We start from the raw sequence: 22,435 nt of genomic DNA on the forward strand, positions 1-22,435 counted from the left end.
ATGAGTCCTTGATGAAGCGAAACGTCCGCGCGGCGCTGCCGCGTACCCGGCGTCGTCGCCGGTCCGTCGCGGCGCTCGCCGCCGCGACGGTTCTGGCCACGGCGGTCGGTCTGCTGACCGGCGCCCCGGCCGGCGCCACCGGCAAGCCCCGGCCCGCCGCGCCGGTGGTCACCCGGGCCGCCCTCGATCCGCAGCTGGTCGCCGGCAAGGGCGCCCGGGTCGGTTTCCTGGAGCAGGAGGCGGAGAACGCCGTCACCAACGGCGAGGTCATCGGGCCGGACCGGACGGCCTACACGCTGCCGTCGGAGGCGTCCGGCCGGCGGGCGGTCAAGCTGCTCCCCGGCCGGCACGTCGAGTTCACCCTGCCGGCGGCCGCCAACGCGATCACCGTGCGGTACAGCATCCCCGACGCGCCCTCCGGCGGCGGGATCACCGCGCCGCTGGACGTCGCCGTCAACGGCAAGCGGATCCGCACCATGACGCTGACCTCGGAGTACGCCTGGCTCTACAACCAGTACCCGTTCAGCAACGACCCCAACGCGGACCTGCTGCACCCGGACTGGTGGATCACCGAGTGCTCCTGCGTCCCGGCCGCCACCACCCCGTTCCCGACCATCCAGAAGCCGTTCCGGCCCAGTCATTTCTACGACGAGCAGCGCCTGCTGCTCGGCCGCACCTACCGGGCCGGTGACCGGATCCGGCTCACCGCCCCGGCCGGCACCGCCGCGGCCTGGACGGTGATCGACCTGCTCGACTCGGAGCTGGTCGCCCCGCCCCGGGTGCGGCTGCTGGCCGCCAACGTGCTCGCCTTCGGCGCCGACCCGACCGGCCGGCGCGACTCCGCCCCGGCGATCGAACGGGCCATCGCGTTCGCCAAGCGCACCGGCCTGGACGTCTACCTGCCGCCCGGCACGTTCCAGGTCAACCGGCACATCATCGTCGACGACGTGACGATCGAGGGCGCCGGCAACTGGCACACGATCGTCAAGGGCCGTCAGGTCACCCTGCCCCGCCCCGCGCCGGACGGCTCGGTGCACACCGGGGTCGGCTTCTACGGGCGCGACGCCGCCGACGGCGGCAGCCGCAACGTGCACCTCTCCGGCTTCGCGATCGAGGGCGACGTCCGGGAGCGGATCGACACCGACCAGGTCAACGGCATCGGGGGCGCGATGAGCGACTCCACGATCGACGGCCTGCACATCCGGCACACCAAGGTGGGCCTGTGGTTCGACGGGCCGATGCGCAACGTGCGGGTGACCAACAGCATCATCGTCGACCAGATCGCCGACGCGCTGAACTTCCACACCGGGGTGACGGACTCGGTGGTCGCGCACACCTTCGTGCGCAACACCGGCGACGACGGCCTGGCGATGTGGTCGGAGGCGACGGCGAACGCGCGCAACACCTTCGACCACAACACGGTGCAGTCGCCGGTGCTGGCCAACGGCATCGCGATCTACGGCGGCACGGACAACACGGTCTCGCACAACCTGATCGCCGACCCGGTCCGCGAGGGCAGCGCGCTGCAGGTCGGGTCCCGCTTCGGCGCGGAGCCGTTCGCCGGGCACCTGTGGATCACCGGCAACACCACCGCGCGCGCCGGCACCTACGAACTGAACTGGAACATCGGCCTCGGCGCGATCTGGCTGTACGCGCTGGAGCGCAGCATCGACGCCCGCATCGAGGTGGTCGGCGACGCGTACCTGGACAGCACGTACAACGCGATCATGCTGGTCAGCGAGTGGTCGGTGAAGGACCTCTACTCGATCAGGAACGTGCACTTCCGGGACATCCGGGTCGACGGCACCGGCACGTCGGTGGTGAGCGCCCGGACCGCCGGCGGCGCGAGCTTCCAGAACGTGGACGCCCGCAACGTGGGCGCCGTGGGGGTCAACAACTGCGGGTCGTTCCACTTCACCCCGGCCGGCTCCGAGTTCGGGCTGACCGACCTCGGGGGCAACGACGGCGGCTGGCTCGCCGCCTGGCAGCTGCCCAACACCATCACCTGTGACGACCGCCCGCCGGTCGTCCCGCCACCCCCGCCCACCCGCTGGTGACCCTCGCCCGGTAGCGGTCGCTCATGCGGTTGCGGTGCCCGGTACGCGGCGGCGCACACCGTCCGTGCCCCACCACAACCGCATGAGCGGCCGGGTGCTCCTACTCGGGCGCGGTCGGCCCGAGCAGGCGGATCTCCTCGATGTCCAGGACGGCCTGGAGCTCCCGCAGGACGACGTCGTCGATCTCGTTGGCGTCCCGCATCCGGGTGAGTTCCCGCCGTTTGTGTTCCAGCACGCCGAGCCGCAGTTGCCGTTCGAGTTCCCGGGCCTGCGGCGTGTCGCACTCCTCGTCGTCGGCGGCCCGGACGTCGTCGAGCAGCGCCTGGTAGTCCGTCCGGACCCGGGCGACCACCTCCTCGTCGGCGCCGACGTCGGCGGCCACCTCCGGCAGGGCCGCGAGACCGGCCTCCCCGGCCCGGATGCGGGCCTGTCGCACTTCGTCGACCCGCTGCTGGTCGCCCATCAGGCCGGCCCAGCGCACCACCAGCGGCAGGGTCGTCCCCTGCACGAGCATGATCGACAGAATGGCCACCGCCGTGGAGAAGATGATGAGATCCCGCTCCCCCACGGGCCGGCCGTTCGTCATGGCCAGCGGCACCGCCAGCGCCGCGGCCAGGGAGACCGCGCCGCGGAAGCCCGACCAGCCGGCCACGACCCGGATCCGCCACGGCACCCGGTTCTCCGGCCGCGCCGACCTGCCCCGATAGACCAGCCGGAACGCGTACGGGGTGAACAGCACCCAGGCCAGCCGGGTACCCACCACCACGAGGGTGACCACCAGCGCGATGACCAGCGCCCGTGGGGTGGAGACGCTGGTGACACCGCGCACCGCGCGTGGGATCTGCATGCCGAGCAGCACGAACAGCCCACCGTTGATCAGGAACGTGGAGAGGTCCCAGAAGTCGTAGGCCAGCACCCGGGAGCGGGCGCGGATCACCCGCGGTCCGGCGTACGCGAGGACCAGGCCGGCCACCACCGTGCCGAGCACACCGCTGGCGTGGAAGGTCTCGGCGAGCAGGAACCCGCCGAAGGGAGTGAGGACGCTCAGCGCACCCTCGCGCAGCGGGTCGTCGATGTGCCGGCGGAGCTGGACCACGATCAGGCCGACCACCAGCCCGGCGACGATGCCGCCGACGAAGGAGAGGCTGATCTCCCCGACGAGGGCGAGCGGGCTCGGCACGGCGTCGCCGACGAGCAGGCCGACCGTGACGGAGAAGAGCACCAGCGCGGTGCCGTCGTTGATGAGGCTCTCGGCGTGCAGGGTGGTGAGCAGCCGGCGGGGCATCCGCTTCGCGAGACCGGAGACCGCCGCGGCGTCGGTCGGGGCCAGGACGGCGCCGAGCACCCAGGCCGCCGCCGGGTCCACGCCCAGCGCCTGCGCGGCCACCGCCACGGTGAACGTCGTCAGCCCCACCAGCACCACGGAGAGCAGGGCGATGACCACGAGGTTGTTGCGCACCTCGCGCAGGCTCGTGACCAGGGCCTCCCGGTAGAGGATCGCGGGCAGGAAGAGCACCAGCACGACCTCGGGGGCGAGGACGACGTGCGACAGCGGCGGGACGAGCGCCAGCAGCGCACCCATGCCGATGAGCAGGACGGGCGGGGCGACCCGGTAGCGGCCGCCGATCGTGGTGCCGACCAGCACGGTGGTGGCCAGCACCACGAGCAGGACGAGCGCCTCCACGTCCCCCGTCACCCCGCACCCCCGCGTCAGCCGCCGGCTTCCGACTCCACTGTCGCGGCTGACGGCGGGCCGTGCAGGCGGAACACGGTCAGCCGGGCCGGTTCGGCACGAAACCCGAGGCGCCCGGCCGGGAGAGCCCTTCGCGGAGCCGGCCGCCCGCACGGCGTGCGGGGTCGTCCCTTCGGTCGGGCACCGGGTGAACCTCGGCCGATGCCGCGACCCCGGTGCCCGACCGGCGCCTAGGCTGGGCGACGGTGACGGCAGGTCCGGTGCCCGGCTGGGGGGTGGACGTGACGGCGGCGGAGAGGCGACGCACCCCGGCGCAGCCGTGGCCGGACGACGGTCAGACCACCCACAGCGGAGCGTGCCGCGATCTGCCGCCCGAGTTGGGACCGGACGCGGTCAGCGTGCTCGAGGGTCGCACCTTCATGTTCTCCGACGCCCGCGGTGACGTGCCCAAGGGCTCCATCGGTGGGCTGGTGCACGACGACACCCGCTTTCTCGACCGGTGGGAACTCACCATCGACGACGAGCCGCTGCTCGTGCTCGCGTCCGGCACCGTCGACCCGTTCTCCGCCGCGTTCTTCCTCGCCAACGCCGGCCTGCCCGGCCTGCCCCCGAACCGGGTCGGGGTGCGGCGGCAGCGCTTCGTGGGCGACGGCCTCTACGAGCGGATCGAGCTGCGTTACTTCGGCCCGGAGCCGGTCGAGTTCCAGCTGCGCCTCGCCGTCGGCACCGACTTCGCCGACCTCTTCGAGATCAAGGAGTCGGTGCGCGACCGGTCCGCCGGGATCGTCCGACGGCACGAGCCGGACGGGTCGGCGTTGCGGTTCACCTACCGCAACGGCGGCTACGCCACGTCGGTGCGGGTGGCCGTCAACCCGGCCGCGGACCTGGTCGACGGCGACTCGCTGGTCTGGCGCCTGCGACTCGACCGGGGGCAGGCGTGGGAGTGCGAGCTGCGGGTGCCGGTGCACTGCGGCGGGCTGGACCTCGAGCCGGTGGCGCGTGGCTTCGGTGACGCCTTCGAACGGGACGCCGAGGACCCGTCCACCCAGTGGCTGGCGACGGCGCCGACGCTCAGCAGCCGATCCGACCAGTTGGTCACGGTGTACCGGAAGTCCGGCGCCGACCTGGTGTCGATGCGGATCGAGAAGCGCATCCGGGACGAGCCGGTCGTCCTGCTCGCGGCGGGGCTGCCCTGGTTCATGACCGTCTTCGGCCGGGACACGCTGATCACCTCCTACCAGACCGTCGCGTTCGGTCCGCACCTGGCGCGGGGCGCCCTGCTGGTGCTGGCCGCGCACCAGGCCCGCGAGTACGACGACTTCACCGACCGCGAGCCGGGAAAGATCTTCCACGAGTACCGGACCGGGGAGCTGACACAGCTCGGCATCAAGCCCTACCAGCCCTACTACGGTGGCGCCGACACCACCCCGCTGTGGCTGGTGCTGCTGTCCGAGTACTGGCGCTGGACCGGCGACGACGCGCTGGTCCGCGAGCTGCGGCCGAACGCCGAGGCCGCGCTGCGCTGGATCGACGAGTGCGGTGACCTGCACGGGCGCGGCTACGTGGGCTACGCGACCCGCTCGACGCAGGGCCTGGGCAACCAGTGCTGGCGGGACTCCCACGACGGGGTCCAGTTCGCCGACGGGACCATCCCGACGCTGCCGATCGCGACCTGCGAGACGCAGGGGTACACGTACGACGCGAAGCTGCGGACGGCCGAACTCGCCGCCGGGCCGTGGCAGGACCCGGCGCTGGCCGCGCGACTGCGGACCGAGGCGGCGGCCCTGCGCGACCGGTTCGACCGCGACTTCTGGGTCCCCGACCGTGGCGGCTACTACGCCATCGGCCTGGACGGGGACGGGCGGCAGATCGACTCGATGACCTCGAACATGGGGCACCTGCTGTGGAGCGGCATCGTGCCGCCGGAGCGGGCCCGCGCGGTGGCGTACCAGCTGATGTCGGAGGAGATGTTCTCCGGCTGGGGCGTGCGGACGCTGTCCACCGCCGACCGGGGCTACAACCCCATCGGCTACCACCTGGGCACGGTCTGGCCGCACGACAACGCGCTCATCGCCGCGGGTCTCGCCCGCTACGGCCACCACGATGAGGCGCACCGGATCATCACGTCGATGCTGGAGGCGGCGACGTTCTCCGCGCACCGGCTGCCCGAGGCGTTCTCCGGTTACGACCGCGCGTTCGGCCTGCGGCCGGTCCCCTACCCCACGGCGTGCAACCCGCAGGCGTGGGCCAGTGGGGCGCCGCTGCTGTTCCTGCGTACGCTGCTCGGCCTGGATGCCGTCGAGGGTCGGCTGGTCGTCGACCCGCACATTCCGGAGCCGTTCGGCTGGATCCGGCTCGACGGGCTGCCCGCGTTCGGCCGTCGCTGGAACGTGCACGCCGAGGGCACCCGGCACGAGCTGCGGGCCGCGGAGTGATCCGCGCCGTCAGCCGCGCGGCGGGAGCCGCCAGAGCTCGTTGAAGGCCAAGCTGTCGAAGAAGGCGACGCCGTCGACCACCTTGCCGTCGCGGAAGGTCAGGAACCACGCGTAGGTGTTCTCGTAGGTGGAGCCGTCCACCGTCACCCCGGCACCGTCGAACACGGTGATGACGGTGTTCGCGTCGGCGTCCTCGTAGATCGCCCGCAGGTTCACCGGGCGGTACGGGCTGTCCTCGCCGAACCGGGCGTTGAACGGCTCCATCGCCCGGGTGCGGAAGTCCTCGGCGCCCTGGTAGGTCCCCGCCACCACCGAGTGGCCGACGACCTCCCACCGCATGTCGGGGGCGAAGAGGTCGCTGATCGGCGCGGTGCCGGCGGACCAGTCCGCGAAGGCGCGGGCGACGAGGTCCCGGTTAGCCGTCATGACACGACCACCTCTCTGCGGGCGGGCGGCACGGCGGGGCTCCGTGGCGTGGCGCGACCCCCCTGTCCGCCGGTCTCCACCGCCACTCTATCGACGGCGCGCGGCGGTCGAGGCCGGTCGCGGACACCCACCGGGACCACAACGGCCCGGCGACCGGTCGGCGGCCGGGGTGCGCGGCGTGAGGGTGGTCATAACGGCTGGACGGCAGCCGGTCACGGAGTGCTAACCTCGCCGCAGGTCATGAGTGCCAGCGCGTAGCCCCGGCTTGCTGGCCGGCAACCCTCCTCCGCGGTGGGGTGCCCCGGGTGAGGACCGGGCACCGGAGCGACCTCCGGTGCAAGCGTGGCCTGGTTCCCAGGTCAACAACGACCCAGGAGAGCCGCATGTCCCGCATCACCACCCCATCGTTCGGCTTCGCCGCGCCGCCGGCACTGACCCGGCGTCGGCACGTCGACATGATGTGGGTCTGCAGCGCCGCGTGTCGCCCCGGCGCCCCGCGCTGACGCGCCGCACCTCCTTTTCCTGATCGATCCCGCGGTACGCCCTCCGGCGCACCGTCGGCGGCGCACGTCCGTGCCCCGCCACCGAACACCCTCCGGAGACACCTGTGCGATTCCTTCCTGCCCTGACCCGGGTGGCCGCCCTCGGCGTGGCCGCCGTCCTCGGCGCGACCGCCCTCACCGCGTGCGGCGACGACGCCTCGTCCAGCGCGGCGGACAACCCGTACGGGCTGCTTCAGCCCGGTGTGCTGCGCGCCGGCACCCTGACCGACGCGCCCCCGAACGTGTACCTGAAGGACGGTACGTTCACCGGCTTCGACAACGACCTGCTCACCGCGGTCGCCGGCAAGATCGGCCTGAAGGTGGAGTTCGTCGGCACCGACTTCTCCGCGCTGCTCTCCCAGGTCAACAACCGCAAGTTCGACGTCGGCAGCTCGTCGATCACCATCACCGAGGCGCGCAAGAAGACCGTCGACTTCGGCAACGGCTACGACTTCGGCTACTTCGGACTCGACGTCCCGGCCGGCTCCCCGATCACCGGCTTCGACCAGCTCTCGGGCAAGCGGGTGGTGGTCGTGCAGGGCACCGTCCAGGACGACTACGCCACCGGCAAGGGCCTCGACCCGGTGCGGGTGCCGGACTACAACGGCGCGATCAACCAGCTCAAGGCCGGCACCGCCGACGCCTGGATCGCCCCGGCCGAGATCGGCGAGAAGTCCGCGGCGGACAGCGGCGGCAAGATCACCGTCGCGGCGAAGGAGCTCAGCCCGGCGCCCACGGCGTACGCGGTGGCGAAGGGCAACGACAAGCTGCGCGAGGCGCTCAACAAGGGCCTCGACGAGGTGATCGCGGACGGCACGTGGAGCAGGCTGCAGGCCGAGTACTACCCGGGCCGGCCGGTTCCGGCGGACTTCAAGCCCGGCAGCGGCACGGTGGCGGCTCCGGCCGCGACGGCGTCGGCCTCGGCCGCGTCCTGACGGCAGACGAGTACGAGCGAGCGGGGCGGTAGGAGAGGAACCTGATGGATCCGTTGCGCACCCTGTGGGAGACGTTCTTCGACTGGGAGTCGATGCGCGAGGCGCTACCCGAGATGCTGACCGTCGGGTTGCCCAACACGCTGATCCTGGCGGTCTCCGCCGCCCTGCTCGGCTCGGTGCTGGGCCTGCTGCTGGCGGTCGCCGGCATCACCCGCACCCGCTGGCTGCGCTGGCCGGCCCGCGTCTACACCGACGTGTTCCGGGGCCTGCCGGCGGCCGCGACGATCCTGCTGATCGGCGTCGGGCTGGCCCCGCTCGGGATGCAGGTGTGGGGTCCCGACCCGTACCCGCTGGGCATCCTGGCGCTGTCGCTGATCGCCGCCGCCTACATCGGAGAGATCTTCCGCTCCGGCATCCAGTCGGTCGAGGCGGCCCAGTTGGAGGGCGCCCGCGCGCTCGGCTTCTCCTGGGGTGAGGCGATGCGGGTGGTGATCATCCCGCAGGGCGTACGCCGGGTCCTGCCCGCCTGGGTCAACCAGCTCATCGCGTTGATCAAGGATTCCAGCCTGGTCTACTTCCTCGGCTTGGTGGCCAGCGAGCGGGAGCTGTTCCGGATCGGTCAGGACTACGCGGCGACCACCGGCAACGAGTCCGCGCTCCTGCTGGCCGGACTCTTCTACCTGGCGCTCACCGTGCCGCTGACCCACGTGGTCAACGCGATCGACCGGCGACTGCGGCACGGCCGCCCGGCCGGGGCTCCGGCCGACGACATCGACGACGCCGATTTGGCGCTGCCCGGCGCGGCCGGAGGGAGTCAACGATGAGCACCGACACCAGCACCTCGGTCAGCCTGGGCGTCCGCGACGTCCACCTCGCCTTCGGCTCCCACCGGGTGCTGCGCGGAGTGGACCTGGACGTGGCGCGCGGCGAGACGGCCTGCGTCATCGGACCGTCCGGCTCCGGCAAGTCGACCTTGCTGCGGACCATCAACCGGCTCATCGAGCCGGACCGTGGCGACGTGCTGCTCGACGGGCGCAGCGTGCTGGCCGACGACCCGGACGCCCTGCGGCAGCGCGTCGGGATGGTGTTCCAGCAGTTCAACCTCTTCCCGCACATGACGGTGCTGCGCAACGTCACCCTCGCGCTGCGCCGGATCAGGCGGTTGCCCGAGGAGGAGGCGGTCGCCGTCGCCCGGGCCCAGCTGGACCTCGTCGGGCTGGCCGCCAAGGCCGACGCCCGGCCGGCGCACCTGTCCGGCGGGCAGCAGCAGCGCGTCGCCATCGCGCGTGCCCTGGCCCTGCAGCCCCAGGTGATGCTCTTCGACGAGGCGACCAGCGCGCTGGACCCGGAGCTCGTCAAGGGTGTGCTGGGCGTGATGGCCGACCTCGCGTCCGGCGGCATGACCATGGTGGTGGTCACCCACGAGATGGGCTTCGCCCGGGAGGTCGCCGACACGGTGGCCTTCATGGACCGTGGGGTGGTGCTGGAGACCGGCGAGCCAGCGGCGATCTTCGAGGCGGCCGGGCACCCGCGACTGCGCCGGTTCCTCTCCCAGGTGCTCTGAGCCCGGCCCGGTCGCCCTCGTGGCCGGGCCCCGGCGCGGCCGTGGCGCTGTCGGGGCCCGGCCACGCCGCTCAGCCGTCGAGCACCTCGCTCACGTGGCGGCGGCTCAGCGTCGCCACGACCGCGTCGGGATCGGCGGCCCACACGTCGGCGTTGAAGATCTCCACCTCGATGTCCCCGGAGTAGCCGGCCGCCTCGACGGCCCGGCGCAGCAGCCGAAAGTCGATGTGCCCGTCACCCATCATGCCCCGGGAGAGCAGGGCGTCCGGCGGCAGCGGGGTGATCCAGTCGCAGACCTGGAAGCTCACGATCCGGCCCCGGGCACGCGCGATCTGGGGCAGGACGTCCGGGTCCCACCAGACGTGGAAGGTGTCGACGACCACGCCGACCTGCTCCGCCGGGAACCGCTCGGCGAGGTCGAGGGCCTGGCCGAGGGTGGAGAGCACGCCCCGATCGGCGCAGAAGATCGGGTGCATGGGCTCCAGACCGAGCCGCACGCCGTGCCGGGCCGCGTACGGGACCAGCTCGGCGATCCCGTCGGCGGCCCGCTCGCGTGCCCCGGCCAGGTCACGGGAGCCCTCCGGCAGCCCGCCGACCACCAGGACCAGGCAGGCGGCGCCCACCTCGGCGGCCTCCTCGATGGCGCGCCGGTTGTCGTCCAGCGCGCGGGCCCGGCCGGACGGGTCGGCGGCGGTGAGGAACCCGCCCCGGCACAGGGAGGACACGCGCAGCCCGGCGGCGGCGACGAGGCGCGCGGCGGCGGCCGTGCCGATCGCCTGCACCGGTTCGCGCCACAGGCCGATCGCGGGCAGGCCGGCCCGTACGCAGCCGGCGACCGCCTCGGCCACCGACCACCGGTCGGTGGTCTTCTGGTTGAGGGAGAGCCGGGCCAGTCCCGGGTCACCGGGCGCCGGCGTCGCCGTCCGGGCCGGCCGCCCCGAGGGCACGTCGACGGCGTCGTCCACGGTGGACCGCACCGGGCCGGTCACCGGGTCACCCCGGCGACGTCGAGGAACGCGCGCAGCCGCGCGGCGGCGAGGTCCGGGTCGGGCAGCAGCCGGGCGTCGTCGGCGAGGCGGGCCAGGTCGGCGAGGTGCACCACGCCGCGGGCGCTCTGCAACCCGGCGACCATCGTGAAGCCCGGCTGGTGGCCGCTGAGCCAGGCCAGGAACGCGATGCCCGTCTTGTAGTACCAGGTCGGCGTGCCGAAGATGTGCCGGGCCAGCGGCACCGTCGGCGCGAAGGCCGCGTCGTAGCCGGCCAGGTCGCCCCGGTCCAGCGCCTGCAGGGCACCGGACGCGGCCGGCGCGATCGCCGCGAAGATGCCGAGCAGGGCGTCACTGTGATGGGTGCGGTCTCCCCGGATCAGCTCCGGGTAGTTGAAGTCGTCACCGGTGTAGAGGCGTACGCCCGCGGGCAGGGCGGCCCGCAGCTCCCGTTCGTGCCCGGCGTCGAGCAGCGACACCTTCACCCCGTCGACCCGGTGCGCGTGCCGGCGGATCAGGTCGAGCAGCGCCGCGGTGGCCGTGGGGATATCCGCCGAACCCCAGTAGCCGTTCAGCGCCGGGTCGAACATCGGCCCGAGCCAGTGCAGGATCACCGGACGGGACACCTGGGTGAGCAGCCGGTCGTAGACCTTCGCGTAGTCCTCGGGACCACCGGCGAGTCGGGCCAGTTGCCGGCTGGCCATCAGGATGACCTGCGCCCCGCTGGCCTCCACGACCTCGGCCTGCTCCTCGTAGGCGGCGGTGACCTCGTCCAGCGTGGCCAGGTCGGCGGGAACGTGGTCGGTGCCGGCGCCCGCCGCGATGCGGCCACCGACCTCGCGGGCGGCGGCGGCACTGCGGTCGATGAGCTCGCGGGTGGTCGCCCAGTCGAGCCCCATACCGCGCTGGGCGGTGTCCATCGCCTCGGCCACCCCGAGCCCGTACGACCAGAGGTGCCGGCGGAACGCGAGAGTGGACTCCCAGTCCACCGCCGCCGGCGCGCCCGGCACGTTGTCGCCGAACGGGTCGGCCACCACGTGCGCCGCGGCGAACGCGACCCGCGACGTGATCGGGGTGACGGGCCGGTCCCGGCGCGCCGGCTCGGCGAGCCGGCGCTCCTCCAGCGACCCGTCGCCGCGCGGCAACCACACCACCGCGCTCATGCCGGCACCTCCCTTCGGTCGGCGCCGGCCTGAGGCACAAACACCCTGTGCCCGACGATTCGCTCGCTACGCCTGCTCATACCGGCACCTCCCTTCGGTCGGCGCCGGCCTGAGGCACAAACACCCTGTGCCCGACGATTCGCTCGCTGCGCTCGCTCATGACGTCAGCTCCGGCAGTTCGACGCGGCGGCCCTCCCGCGAGGAGCGCAGGCCGGCGTCGGCGAGCTGGACGCCACGCGCGCCGGACAGCAGGTCGTACGGGTTGGGCGCGTCCTCGACGACGTGCCGGACGAACTGCTCCCACTGGGCCTTGAAGCCGTTGTCGAGCACCGCGTTGTCGGGCACCTCCTGCCACTGGTCCCGGAACCGCTGGGTCTCGACCAGATCCGGGTTCCACACCGGCTTCGGGGTGACCGCCCGCGGCTGCACCCGGCAGCGGTGCAGCCCGGCGACCGCGCTGCCGTCGGTGCCGTCGACCTGGAACTCCACCAGCTCGTCCCGGTTGACCCGCACCGCCCAGGACGAGTTGACCTGCGCGACGATGCCGCCGTCGAGTTCGAAGATGGCGTACGCGGCGTCGTCGGCGGTGGCGTCGTAGCGTTTGCCCTGCTCGTCCCAGCGGTGCGGGATGTGCGTGACGACCCGCGCGGTAACCGCCCGCACCGGGCCGAAGAGGTTCTCCAGCACGTAGCTCCAGTGCGGGAACATGTCCAGCGCGATGCCGCCGCCGTCCTGCGCGCGGTAGTTCCAGCTCGGACGCTGTGCCGGCTGCCAGTCACCCTCGAAGACCCAGTAGCCGAACTCGCCGCGCACGGACAGGATCCGGCCGAAGAACCCGCCGTCGACCAGCCGCTTGAGCTTCAGCAGCCCGGGCAGGTAGAGCTTGTCGTGCACCACACCGTTCTTAACCCCGGCGCGGCGGGCGTGCCGGGCGAGGTCGAGCGCGCCGGTGAGTGACTCGGCGGTGGGCTTCTCGGTGTAGACGTGGCGGCCGGCGTCCATCGCCTTGATCAGGGATTTCTCCCGGACCTGGGTGAGTTGGGCGTCGAAGTAGACCGGGAAGTCGGCGTCGGCCAGGGCGGCGTCCAGGTCGGTGGTCCAGCGGGGCAGGTCGTGGCGTTCGGCGATCTCCCGCAGCTTCGTCTCGTTCCGGCCGACGAGCAGGGGTTCGAGTTGCACGCGGGTGCCGTCGGAGAGCGCGACGCCGCCCTGCTCCCGGATGGCGAGGACGGATCGCACGAGGTGCTGCCGGTAACCCATCCGGCCGGTCACCCCGTTCATCACCACGCCGAGCTTGCGAGCGGCCATCGACGACCTCCTTGGGAAAGCGCTTACCGGAACGGTATGGCAGAGTCCGCCGCCAGGGCAAGAGCCGTCCACCGTGGACGGTCGGGGGCGGCGACGACGGTACGACCGGGGCGTGGACCAGCAGGCCAACGGCCCAGTCCACGGTTTGACGGTCGATCCGGGGATTCCTACGCTGGCGGCACGCGATCTCCGCCCGCGATCGAGTTCGGGAAGGACAGGTTCCGTGACCGGTTCCGTCACGCTGCACGACGTGGCGCGCCACGCCGGAGTGTCGCTGGCCACCGCCTCCCGGGCCCTGAACGGCAGCGCCAACCGGGTGGTGGGAGAGAAGCTGCGCGAGCGGGTGCTCCGCGCCGCGGCCGAGCTGCGCTACTCCCCCAACGCGCACGCGCAGGCGATGGCCCGGGGCCGGACCGACATCGTCGGCCTGTCGCTGCACGACATCGCCGACCCCTACTTCTCCGCCGTCGCCGCCGGTGTGATGCGCGAGGCGGGGGCGAACGGCCTGCTGGTCACCATGGCCAGCACCCAACGGAGACCGGGCGCGGAGACCGACTACGTCGGCGCGTTCCGGCGACACTGGGCCAGCGTGGTGATCGTCGTCGGCAGCCGCACCGACGACCGCGCCGCCACCGACCGGCTCGCCGACGAGCTGGCCGCGTTCGAGGCCGAGGGCGGCCGGGCCGTGGCCGTGAGCCAGCCCCGGCTTCCGGTCGACACCATCTCGATCGACAACCACGGCGGCGCGCGGAACCTCGGCGAGGCCCTGCACGACCTCGGTCACCGCCGGTTCGCGGTGCTCGGCGGCCCGGGCGACCTGCTCACCGCGGACGAGCGGGTGGCCGGTTTCCGCGACGCGCTGACCCGGCGGGGCGGCCGGCTCGACCCGGACCACATCGTGCCCGGGCCGTTCACCCGCGACGGCGGTTACGACGCCATGCACCGGCTGCTCGACCGGGAGCCCGATGTGACCTGTGTGTTCGCGGTCAACGACGTGATGGCCGTGGGCGCGATGGCCGCGATGCGCGACCGGGGTCTGGAGCCGGCGACCACGATGGCCGTCGCCGGCTTCGACGACATCGCCACCCTGCGCGACGTGAACCCCGGGCTGACCACCGTGCGGATCCCCCTGGAGGAGATCGGCGCGCTCGCCGTCCGCCTGGCCCTTGAGGACGACGTCGCGCGTCCCCGCGTGCGCCGGGTCGGCGGCGAGGTGGTGGTCCGGGCCAGCACTCCCCGCGCACCGTCCTGAGCCGATCCGCGGCCGGCCGGGCCACCCCGGGTGGGGAGCGGCGGCCACGCTGCCGCCGCTCCCCCGCCCGGCCGGCGGCCGGTCAGGTCGCCGGCGTGCCGCGTACGGTGAGGTCACGCATCCGCCCGACGTTGTCGAACGAGCCGAAGCCCACCCGGCCCGAGCCGAACGTGGTGTCCTTCGCGGTCATCAGCGGGTCCTTCGCCCCGTCGAGATAGACCGCGATCTCCCCGGTCGCCGGCAGGTGCCGGACCCGGACGGTGTGCCAGTCGGCGTCCACGATGGCCGGGGCGGCGCCACGGGAGCGGCCGTTCCACTGGTGGTCGATGCGCTCCCGGTCCGCGTTGTTGACCTTGAAGATGCCGTTGTGCGGCAGGATCGTGTTGTCCGTCGACACGTGGGCGTAGTAGAACTCCGTGTCCGACCGGTAGCCGAAGACGATGATGACGTCCCGGTTGGTCACCTCGACCGGCGTGTCCAGCCGCACCTCGGCGGTGACGTCCACGGCGCCGAACTCCGGCCCGGCGGTGAGCACGGCGTACTCGAACGGCCGGCGCGGGCCTGGCCGCTGCACGCCCGCCTCGGCGAGGATGACCTGCTCGCCGGTGAACTGCCACTTCGACGGGGTCACCGGGGCCCAGTTGCTCGGCCGCATGGTGTCCTTGACCTTGGTGTTGCCGGGCTTCGTGGCGGCGAACTCCCGCGTGCCGGTCACCTTCCACACCTTGCCGTTGGCCTTGGCGAGGATGTACAGCTCACCCTGCGCGTCGGTGCCGAAGCGCAGGTCCACCCGGTTCGGGTCGCCGGGCGCGCCGACGCCGGACAGGTCCTGCATCCGCACCGGGTTGCCGGCGGTGTCGAAGAGGGCCAGCCGGTGGATCGGGGCCAGGCCCTGCCCGCGCCGCATCTCCTTGGCCTCGGTGTAGAGCACGCGCCCGTCGACCAGGTCACCGAAGACGTACTTGCCGCGCAGCGCCGGCACGTCCCGGCCCCGGTAGACGAAGCCACCGGCCACCGCGACCCCGACGTCCGAGGTGCAGTTCCAGCCCGGCGCCGGGTCGTGGTCGTACGCGGCCACCGGGTAGGTGTAGCCGTGCTGCGCGTCGTCCTCGGGCAGCGGGAAGAGCTTGTCGCACGGGCGGGTGGACGCCTTGTCGAAGACGAACGCCCCCTCGCGCTCGCTCCACCCGAAGTTGTCGCCGGCCCGCACCTCGTAGATCGCCTCGATGGCGTGCTCACCGATGTGGCCGAGGTACAGCTTGCCGGTCTGCCGGTCCCAGCTGAACCGGTGCGGATCCCGGAATCCGACCGCGTAGATCTCGCCGAGCGCCCCGGCCCGGCCGACGAACGGGTTCGACGGCGGGATCCCGTACCGCCGGCTGGCCGCGTTGGTGCCCAGCGGGTCGATCCGCAGCAGCTTGCCGTGCGGAAGCGCCAGGTTCTGCGGGTCGGTGTTGCGGACGCCGAGCCCGCCGTCGCCGGCAGCGATGTAGAGCATGCCGTAGTCGGCGTCGCGCTTCTTCGCGGTCGGGTTGAAGTTGATCTCCTGGATGCCGTGGACCTGGCCGCCGAAACCGATGCGCAGCACCTCGCGGCGGGTGCCGGCGAAGGTGTCGGCGGCGGGGTCGCTGGCCGTCCACTCGGTGATCACACCGTGGTAGATGGTGCCGGTCTGCGACCAGTCGGGCACCTCGGTCGCCAGCGACGCCTGCTCGGTGTGGACGGTGTAGAACTTGCCGCTGCGCTTGAAGTCCGGGTGGAACGCCACGTAGCCGAAGCCCTGGCCGAGACCACGGCCGGAGAAGAACTCGGGCGCGAAGGCCGCGGCGACGTCGAGGTAGACGTGCGGCACACCGTTGCGGACCACGTAGAGCCGGCCGTTGAGGTCCGGTACAGCCCGACGGCCGGAGCCGTCCGGGATCTCCATGATGGTGTTGATCCGGGCCTGCCGCACGAGCCGCTGGTCGGTCGGGGCGGGCGTCGGCTCCGACTTCGGGAAGGAGGCGTACTCGCTCAGGACGAGCCCGAGGCGGCTCTGGATCTGCGCCTCGGGGATCGGGTCGTAGATCGGGTCGGCGGCCTGGGCGGGCGGCCCGACCAGCAGGGACAGGGTGAGGGCGGCGGCCGCGAGCACGGCGGTGGTCGCCGATCTGCGCGCGCTACGAGTGGAGATGCGCACGGTCACTCCATTCTCGGGGACGGGTGGTGGGGGCGGGTCAGTGCCGGCGGGCGGTCATGTGCCGGTACTGCTTCTCGACGTCTCCGGCCGAGACGACGCGGTCGAGGAACATCAGCGAGTCCATCCGGCAGTCGCACGGGTTCTGCTCCCGGGTGTCCTGCGGATAGCTCCCGCCGATCTTGATGCCGCGGGGGTCGGTGGCGGTGCTGACGTGCGGCCCGGGGCCGCCGACCGACCACGGGTCGTCGGTACGGGTGTAGAACCCGGCCAGCGGCTCGCCGTTGCGGTAGAGGGCCATGGCGCCCGTGGCGAAGTCGAACGTGGCGGTCAGGTGCACCCACTCGCCCACCGGGAGCAGCCGGCGCCAGTCCTCGTTGGCCGCGTACGTCTGCGAGTTGCCGCCGTCGAGCCGCCGGCCCAGCGCGACCAGCCGCAGCTCCCCGTTGACGTCGATGAGTTCGAGCAGCGCCCGGACGCCGTGACCGTCGGAGTCGCCGGTCAGCACCCCGGCGAGCCCGATCGCGTTGAACAGGTCGTCGGGGTTGGCGGTGGTGGAGTTCGGCCGAGGGCTGGTCATGCCCATCTTGAACCAGCCCATGACGGTGGCGCCGGCCACGGCGTTGAATGGCCGCAGCGTGCGGACACCGCTGGTCGACCAGGTGCCGGCTTTCCAGTCGTCGTTGCCGGCGACGGTCGGCTCGACCTGCCGAGTCTGCAGCGCCCGGCCGCTGCCGGCGTACGCCCGGTCGTGGACGCGCATCTGGGCGCCCCCGTTGACCAGCTCGATCTCGGTGCCCGAGCGGCCCTGGTCGCGTTCCAACGCCGGGTCGCCGGGGACCGGGTGGTCGAAGTCGTAGAAGGCGACCAGGTTCTCTCGCAGGGACGGGTGGACGTCGCGCGGGCCGGGCTGGCCGGCCGCGGCGGGTGGTGCCGCGGCGCCCGCCAGCAGACCGGCCGCCACGAGGGCGGCGGTCGCGGCGGCGACGCGTCGTGGTCTCGACATCGCGTACACCTCTCTGTGCCACGAACCTCGTCGGCCCGGGCGGCCGGTAAGCGCTTACCGGCCGCGCCGGGCCCACCTATGTCGGTGGTGCGGTGGTGCCGATCGGATCAGGCCTTCGGGGTGACCGGGGGCTCGGCGGGCCGCCCGCCGAGATAGAGCTCACCGAGCTGCGGGTCGGCCAGCAGCTCCGACGCCGGGCCGGAGATGTGCACCCGGCCGAGGTCGAGCACGCAGCCGAGGTCCGCCGTCTCCAACGCGCGCCGGGCGTTCTGCTCGACCAGCAGCACGGCGGTGCCGGCGTCGCGCATCCGGACGACCTGCTCGAAGACCGTGGCGGTGGCCTTCGGGTCGAGCCCCATCGACGGCTCGTCCAACAGGACGACCTTCGGGTCCACCATGAGCGAGCGGGCGAACTCGACCTGCTTCTGCTGGCCGCCGGAGAGCAGCCCGGCGAGGCTGTCCCACCGGTCGGCCACCACCGGGAAGAGCTCCTTGACGAACTCCACCCGCTCGGCGATGAACGCCTTGTTCTTCAGCGTGTAGCCGCCGAGGAGCACGTTCTCGGCCACCGTCATCTCCCGGAACACGCTGTGCCCCTGCAGGACGTGCGCGACCCCGGCGGCGAGCATCCGCTGCGGGCCCTGGCCGGTGACCTCCCGGCCACCGACCAGGATCCGTCCGGAGCGGGGCGCGAGCAGGCCGCTCGCCACCTTCAGCACGGTCGACTTGCCGGCGCCGTTCGGGCCGACGAGGCAGACGATCGTGCCGGCCGGCACGGCGACGGTCAGACCGCGCAGCACCGGGGCGGCCCGCCCGTAGCCGGCCTGGATGTCGATGAGTTCGATCTCAGACGCCAAGGTAGGCCCCCAGCACGCGTTCGTCGCAGCGGATGACGGACGGCGGGCCCTCCGCGATGGGCCGGCCGCGGTCGAAGACCACGATGTGGTCGCTGATGCTCATCACGAGGTCCATGTTGTGCTCGACGATCACGAAGGTGCGCCCCTCGGCGTTGAGCTCGCGGACGAGGCCGCCGATGCGGTCGAGCAGCGCCGGGTTGACCCCGCCCGCCGGCTCGTCGAGCAGGACGGTCTCCGGGTCGCTCATCAGGACGCCGGCCAGCTCCAACAGCTTCTGCTGCCCCCAGGACATGGCGCGGGCCTCCACGTCGGCGAGGTGCTCGATGCCCAGCCGGGTCAGCCAGCTCCGCGCCCGATCGACCTCCGCCCGGCCGTGCGCGCCGCGCAGCTGCCCGAGCAACCCCACCGGTCGTACGGCGGCGAGGACGTTGTCCAGCGCGGACATCCGGGGGAAGACCCGGCACAGCTGGAACGTCCGGCCGACGCCGGCATGCGCGATCGCGTGCGGCGTGGCCCGGGTGATGTCACGCCCCCGGTAGGTGGTGCGACCGCCGTCGGCGCGGATCATCCCGGTGACGCAGTTGAAGAACGTCGTCTTGCCGGAGCCGTTGGGGCCGATCAGCGCGTTGACCTGGCCGTGCCGGAAGGTCACGCTCGCGCCGTCCAGGGCCACCACACCGCCGAACGCCTTGGTCAGGCCCTCGGTGCGCAGCGCCGGCCCGCTCCCGTTCCGCTCGGTCATGACCGCTCCCTCGCCGACGTCGTGCCCGGTGCGCCGTTGCCCGCGGCGGCCAGTTCGGGCGGCGTGCCGTCCGTGTCGCCGCCTTGCCGCTGCTCGCGCAGCTGCGCGGCGGTCACCTCGCGGATCGAGTGCTGGGCCGGCCGGAACCGCTGGACCTGCGCGGCGATCGCCGGCAGCACCCCGTCCGGCATGAACAGCACGACGAGCGCGAGCAGCAGGCCGGTGGCGACCAGGTGCAGCGGCGTGTTGCCGTACTCGACCTTGAAGTACTCCAACGCGGTCCCCACGACCACGGCGCCGAGCAGCGGGCCGAACAGGTTGCGCACGCCGCCGAGCAGCGCCATCAGCACCATGTACGACCCGGTGAGGATGGAGAACTGGAAGACCGGGTCGAGGTCACCGAACCAGAGGGCGTAGAGGCCGCCCGCCGAGGCGGTGAAGCCGGCGGAGATCACGAAGACCACCAGCTTGTAGGTGAACGTCGGGGTGCCCAGCGCCTCGGCCTTGTCCTCGTCCTCCCGGATCGCCTTCAGGCCCAGGCCGAACCGGGAGCGGTCGAGGACCCACCACACCAGTAGCGCGAGCGCGAGCAGGGCCGCGAAGAGGAACCAGAAGACCCGGTGGTGTTCCGGGCGCAGCAGGTCGGGGAAGGGCCGCGGCACGACCAGTCCCCGCGACCCGCCGGTGAACGACGCCCAGCTCTGGAACACCAGCAGCAGGACCAGCACCAGCGCGATCGACACGATCACGAAGGAGGCGCCGCGCACCCGCAGCGCCGCGTAGCCGATCGGCACCGCCAGGGCCGCCACCAGCAGGGCCGCGACCGCCAGGGCCAGGAAGCTCGGCAGGCCGGCCTTCGTGACCAGGAGGCCGGTGCCGTACGCGCCCAGCCCGGCCAGCGCGCCGTGCCCGAGCGAGATGTAGCCGGTGAACCCGCCGACGAAGTTCCACGAGGTCGACAGGACCGCGTAGTTCAGCACCAGGATGCCGGCCGAGAGGATGTACGGGTTGGGTGCCAGCGACGGGAACGCGAGCGCCACCGCGACGAGCGCCAGGAGAGCGACCCCCTTCGCCACCCGCCCGACGGTCACCCGGGGCGCTCTCGCGCCGCCGGCCGTCGCCGTGCCGGCCATCGTCGCTGTGCCGGCCGTCGTCGCTGTGCCGGCCGTCGTCGGCGTGGGGTCAGAAGCGCTGGGCAAGCCGACCTCCGAAGAATCCCTGCGGGCGGAACGCCAGCGTGGCGAAGAGCGCGAGGTAGAAGACGGTCTGCGCCCAGGTGGTGTTCAGCGGGATCTGCAACAGGCTCTGCGTCAGGCCGAGCACCATCGCGGCGGCCGCCGCGCCCGGCACGCTGCCCAACCCGCCGACCACGATGATCGCCATCAGCGGGCCGATCCAGTGCCAGTGCAGCGACGGGTAGATGGTCGTGTCCAGGGCCAGGGCGGTGCCGCCGACGGCCGCGCTGGCCAGGCCGAGGCCGAAGCCGAAGCCCGCCACCCGGTCGGTGTCGATTCCGACCAGCCGGGCCGCGTCGCGGTGCTGGATGGTCGCCCGCAGCGCCCAGCCGAACGTCGTCTTCTTGAGCAGCAGCCAGAGCGTCAGCAGCGCGGCGGCGGCGAGGCCGAACGCGATCAGCTTCACCACCGCGATCCGGGCGCCGAACAGCTCGATGTTCGCCGAGCCGTAGCCGAGCTGGATGCGCCGCTGGGTGCCGGTGAACGCGTACCCCAGCAGGCCCTCGATCATCACCGCGATGGCGAAGGTGAGCAGCACCGACATCATGGTGAGGGTCGCCGCGCGCAGCCGGGACAGCAGCAGCCGTTGCAGCAGCACGCCCGCGCCGAAGAACAGCGGAACCGTGACGACCAGCGACAGCAGCGGGTCGACGCCGAGCCGGCTGTGCCACCACCAGGCCAGGTACGCGGCGAGGATGAGGAACGCCGAGTGGGCGATCATCACCACCCGCATGATTCCGAAGTAGAGCGTCAGCCCCGAGGCCAGCAGGGCGTAGAGCCCACCGAGGAGCAACCCCAGGATGACGCTCTGGAAGATCAGCGCACCGGAGGACATCCGCGCCTACCAGGCCGGCTTCGGGAAGACGAAGTCGGCTTCCTTGGCGTCGGCGGGGAGCACGATCTGGATCTCCCCCTTGACCCACTGCTGGATCATGTGCGCGCCCTTCGGCTTGCCGGTGGCGTCCCAGCTCAGCGGACCGACGACGGTCTCCACCGTGTTGCCGCGGACCCACTCGATCAGCTTCTTCTGGCAGTCCCCCTGCTCGGCGCAGCCCACCGCGGTGATCGCGGCGGCGACGACCTGGCCGGTGGTGTACGCGTTCGCCTCGTCCTCCTCCGGCGGCGAGCCGAACTGGGCGGTGTACTTCTCGACGAACTCGACGTTGCTCGGGTAGGGCGCCTTCTGGGTGTAGCCGGTGGGCGCCAGGATGCCCTCGGTCTTGTTGCCGATGGCAGCCGCGAACTCGGGGCTGGTCGGCGCGGTGGAGAACGCGGCCAGCTTCGGCTGGTAGTTGAGCTGCTGGAGGGCGACGATCAGGTTCACGCCGTCCTGGTACTGCGAACCACCGACCACGATGTCCGCCTTCGAGGAGGCGATCTTCGCGGCGATGCCGCTGAAGTCGGTGGTGTTCGGCGGGTAGACCTCGTCCACGACCGTGCGGATGCCACCGGCCGCCAGCTTCTCCTTGAGACCGTACGCGGTGCCCTGCGCGAACGGGTCGTCCATCGCCGCGTACGCCGCGGTGGTCGGCCGCTGGCCCGGCGGAAGGGCGAGGATGTGCTCCGCCAGGTGGTTGTAGTGGTCGTCGGCCACCGCCGGGGCGGCGTAGAAGAGGTTCTTGAAGCCCTGCTCGAAGACCTCCTTCGCCGCGCCCGCGGGCTCGACGAACAGCATGCCGTACTCCTCGGCGACCCGGGCGGCCGGCACGACGAGCCGGGTCGAGAAGGGACCCACCACGACGTCGACCTGGTCCTGGCCGATGAGCTGCTCGTAGTCGGAGACGACCCGGTCGGCGTTGGACTGGTCGTCGAGGATCTTCAGCTCCACCGGGCGGCCCAGGAGCCCGCCCTTGTCGTTGACGATCTTCGCCCAGGCCTGGTAGCCGCGCTGCACGCCCTTGCCGGGCTCGGAGAAGTCTCCGGTCAGCGGCAGCGAGATGCCGACCACGATCGGATCGTCGCCGGAGGCGGAACCCCCACCGTCGCCCCCGCTGCAGGCGCCCAGCGCGAGGGCCATCGTCGCGCCGACCGCCGTTGCCCATCTCATTCTTGTCAACCG

The 22,435-nt window shown here is 72.4% G+C and carries 18 protein-coding genes and 1 riboswitch; of the genes, 6 read left to right on the forward strand and 12 right to left on the reverse strand.

The window, feature by feature from the left end; genetic code table 11:
* The first annotated feature begins 11 nt into the window (after positions 1-11).
* Positions 12-2,057 (forward strand): glycosyl hydrolase family 28-related protein, encoded by a 2,046-nt coding sequence (locus ACIBTV_RS15635; protein ID WP_396705308.1) that lies wholly within the window; start codon positions 12-14, stop codon positions 2,055-2,057.
* A gap of 100 nt (positions 2,058-2,157) precedes the next feature.
* Here ACIBTV_RS15635 and ACIBTV_RS15640 read toward each other — a convergent pair whose 3' ends face one another.
* Positions 2,158-3,753: a Na+/H+ antiporter gene (locus tag ACIBTV_RS15640; protein WP_396705310.1), complete on the reverse strand. Its 1,596-nt coding sequence runs from the start codon at positions 3,751-3,753 to the stop codon at positions 2,158-2,160.
* Between the two features lie 242 nt (positions 3,754-3,995).
* Here ACIBTV_RS15640 and ACIBTV_RS15645 point away from each other — a divergent pair, with 242 nt between their 5' ends.
* The gene (locus ACIBTV_RS15645) at positions 3,996-6,185 is read left to right on the forward strand and encodes a glycogen debranching N-terminal domain-containing protein (RefSeq protein ID WP_396705312.1); all 2,190 of its coding nucleotides are present in this window, start codon (positions 3,996-3,998) and stop codon (positions 6,183-6,185) included.
* Positions 6,186-6,194: 9 nt separating this feature from the next.
* Here the strand turns inward: ACIBTV_RS15645 and ACIBTV_RS15650 are convergent, their stop codons facing one another.
* Positions 6,195-6,611: a nuclear transport factor 2 family protein gene (locus ACIBTV_RS15650; protein WP_396705314.1), complete on the reverse strand. Its 417-nt coding sequence runs from the start codon at positions 6,609-6,611 to the stop codon at positions 6,195-6,197.
* A gap of 236 nt (positions 6,612-6,847) precedes the next feature.
* A riboswitch (SAM riboswitch) is annotated at positions 6,848-6,960 on the forward strand.
* A 258-nt stretch (positions 6,961-7,218) separates the two neighbouring features.
* Here ACIBTV_RS15650 and ACIBTV_RS15655 point away from each other — a divergent pair.
* From ACIBTV_RS15655 to ACIBTV_RS15665, 3 genes are read left to right on the forward strand one after another with little or no spacing between them, the layout of a single operon-like run.
* Positions 7,219-8,088 carry an ABC transporter substrate-binding protein gene (locus ACIBTV_RS15655; protein ID WP_396705316.1) on the forward strand — a complete coding sequence of 290 codons (870 nt, stop codon included), beginning with the start codon at positions 7,219-7,221 and terminating at the stop codon, positions 8,086-8,088.
* A 44-nt stretch (positions 8,089-8,132) separates the two neighbouring features.
* On the forward strand, positions 8,133-8,912 hold the full coding sequence (locus tag ACIBTV_RS15660; protein ID WP_396705318.1) for an amino acid ABC transporter permease: 780 nt from the start codon (positions 8,133-8,135) through the stop codon (positions 8,910-8,912).
* Entirely contained in the window at positions 8,909-9,652 is a 744-nt protein-coding gene (locus ACIBTV_RS15665; RefSeq protein ID WP_396705320.1) for an amino acid ABC transporter ATP-binding protein, read from the forward strand. Before ACIBTV_RS15660 ends, ACIBTV_RS15665 begins: the two co-directional genes overlap by 4 nt.
* Before the next feature lie 70 nt (positions 9,653-9,722).
* Here the strand turns inward: ACIBTV_RS15665 and ACIBTV_RS15670 are convergent, their stop codons facing one another.
* The 3 genes from ACIBTV_RS15670 to ACIBTV_RS15680 form a co-directional block, all read right to left on the reverse strand.
* Positions 9,723-10,544: a sugar phosphate isomerase/epimerase family protein gene (locus tag ACIBTV_RS15670; RefSeq protein ID WP_396705370.1), complete on the reverse strand. Its 822-nt coding sequence runs from the start codon at positions 10,542-10,544 to the stop codon at positions 9,723-9,725.
* Positions 10,545-10,636: 92 nt separating this feature from the next.
* Positions 10,637-11,800 (reverse strand): dihydrodipicolinate synthase family protein, encoded by a 1,164-nt coding sequence (locus tag ACIBTV_RS15675; RefSeq protein ID WP_396705322.1) that lies wholly within the window; start codon positions 11,798-11,800, stop codon positions 10,637-10,639.
* Positions 11,801-11,956: 156 nt separating this feature from the next.
* Positions 11,957-13,108, reverse strand: a complete 1,152-nt coding sequence (locus ACIBTV_RS15680) for a Gfo/Idh/MocA family protein (RefSeq protein WP_396705324.1) — start codon at positions 13,106-13,108, stop codon at positions 11,957-11,959.
* A gap of 223 nt (positions 13,109-13,331) precedes the next feature.
* On the opposite strand from ACIBTV_RS15680, the gene ACIBTV_RS15685 reads away from it, so the two are divergent.
* On the forward strand, positions 13,332-14,360 hold the full coding sequence (locus ACIBTV_RS15685) for a LacI family DNA-binding transcriptional regulator (protein ID WP_396705326.1): 1,029 nt from the start codon (positions 13,332-13,334) through the stop codon (positions 14,358-14,360).
* Positions 14,361-14,442: 82 nt separating this feature from the next.
* Here ACIBTV_RS15685 and ACIBTV_RS15690 read toward each other — a convergent pair whose 3' ends face one another.
* The 7 genes from ACIBTV_RS15690 to ACIBTV_RS15720 form a co-directional block, all read right to left on the reverse strand.
* A complete protein-coding gene (locus ACIBTV_RS15690) occupies positions 14,443-16,539 on the reverse strand; it encodes a PQQ-dependent sugar dehydrogenase (RefSeq protein WP_396705328.1) in 2,097 nt (698 codons plus the stop codon).
* 37 nt (positions 16,540-16,576) lie between these two features.
* Positions 16,577-17,542, reverse strand: coding sequence for a LamG-like jellyroll fold domain-containing protein (locus tag ACIBTV_RS15695; RefSeq protein ID WP_396705330.1), 966 nt, complete (start codon positions 17,540-17,542; stop codon positions 16,577-16,579).
* 107 nt (positions 17,543-17,649) lie between these two features.
* Complete coding sequence (locus tag ACIBTV_RS15700) at positions 17,650-18,399, reverse strand: ABC transporter ATP-binding protein (RefSeq protein ID WP_396705332.1); 750 nt, start codon at positions 18,397-18,399, stop codon at positions 17,650-17,652.
* The gene (locus tag ACIBTV_RS15705) at positions 18,389-19,141 is read right to left on the reverse strand and encodes an ABC transporter ATP-binding protein (protein WP_396705334.1); all 753 of its coding nucleotides are present in this window, start codon (positions 19,139-19,141) and stop codon (positions 18,389-18,391) included. Before ACIBTV_RS15705 ends, ACIBTV_RS15700 begins: the two co-directional genes overlap by 11 nt.
* Positions 19,138-20,217, reverse strand: a complete 1,080-nt coding sequence (locus ACIBTV_RS15710; protein WP_396705336.1) for a branched-chain amino acid ABC transporter permease — start codon at positions 20,215-20,217, stop codon at positions 19,138-19,140. The genes ACIBTV_RS15705 and ACIBTV_RS15710 overlap by 4 nt, the downstream gene beginning before the upstream one ends.
* A gap of 106 nt (positions 20,218-20,323) precedes the next feature.
* Positions 20,324-21,211 (reverse strand): branched-chain amino acid ABC transporter permease, encoded by an 888-nt coding sequence (locus ACIBTV_RS15715; RefSeq protein ID WP_396705338.1) that lies wholly within the window; start codon positions 21,209-21,211, stop codon positions 20,324-20,326.
* A 6-nt stretch (positions 21,212-21,217) separates the two neighbouring features.
* Positions 21,218-22,423, reverse strand: a complete 1,206-nt coding sequence (locus tag ACIBTV_RS15720) for an amino acid ABC transporter substrate-binding protein (protein WP_396705340.1) — start codon at positions 22,421-22,423, stop codon at positions 21,218-21,220.
* Positions 22,424-22,435 lie beyond the last annotated feature (12 nt).

The sequence above is a fragment of the Micromonospora sp. NPDC049366 genome (genome assembly GCF_044466625.1).
Taxonomy (GTDB): domain Bacteria; phylum Actinomycetota; class Actinomycetes; order Mycobacteriales; family Micromonosporaceae; genus Micromonospora.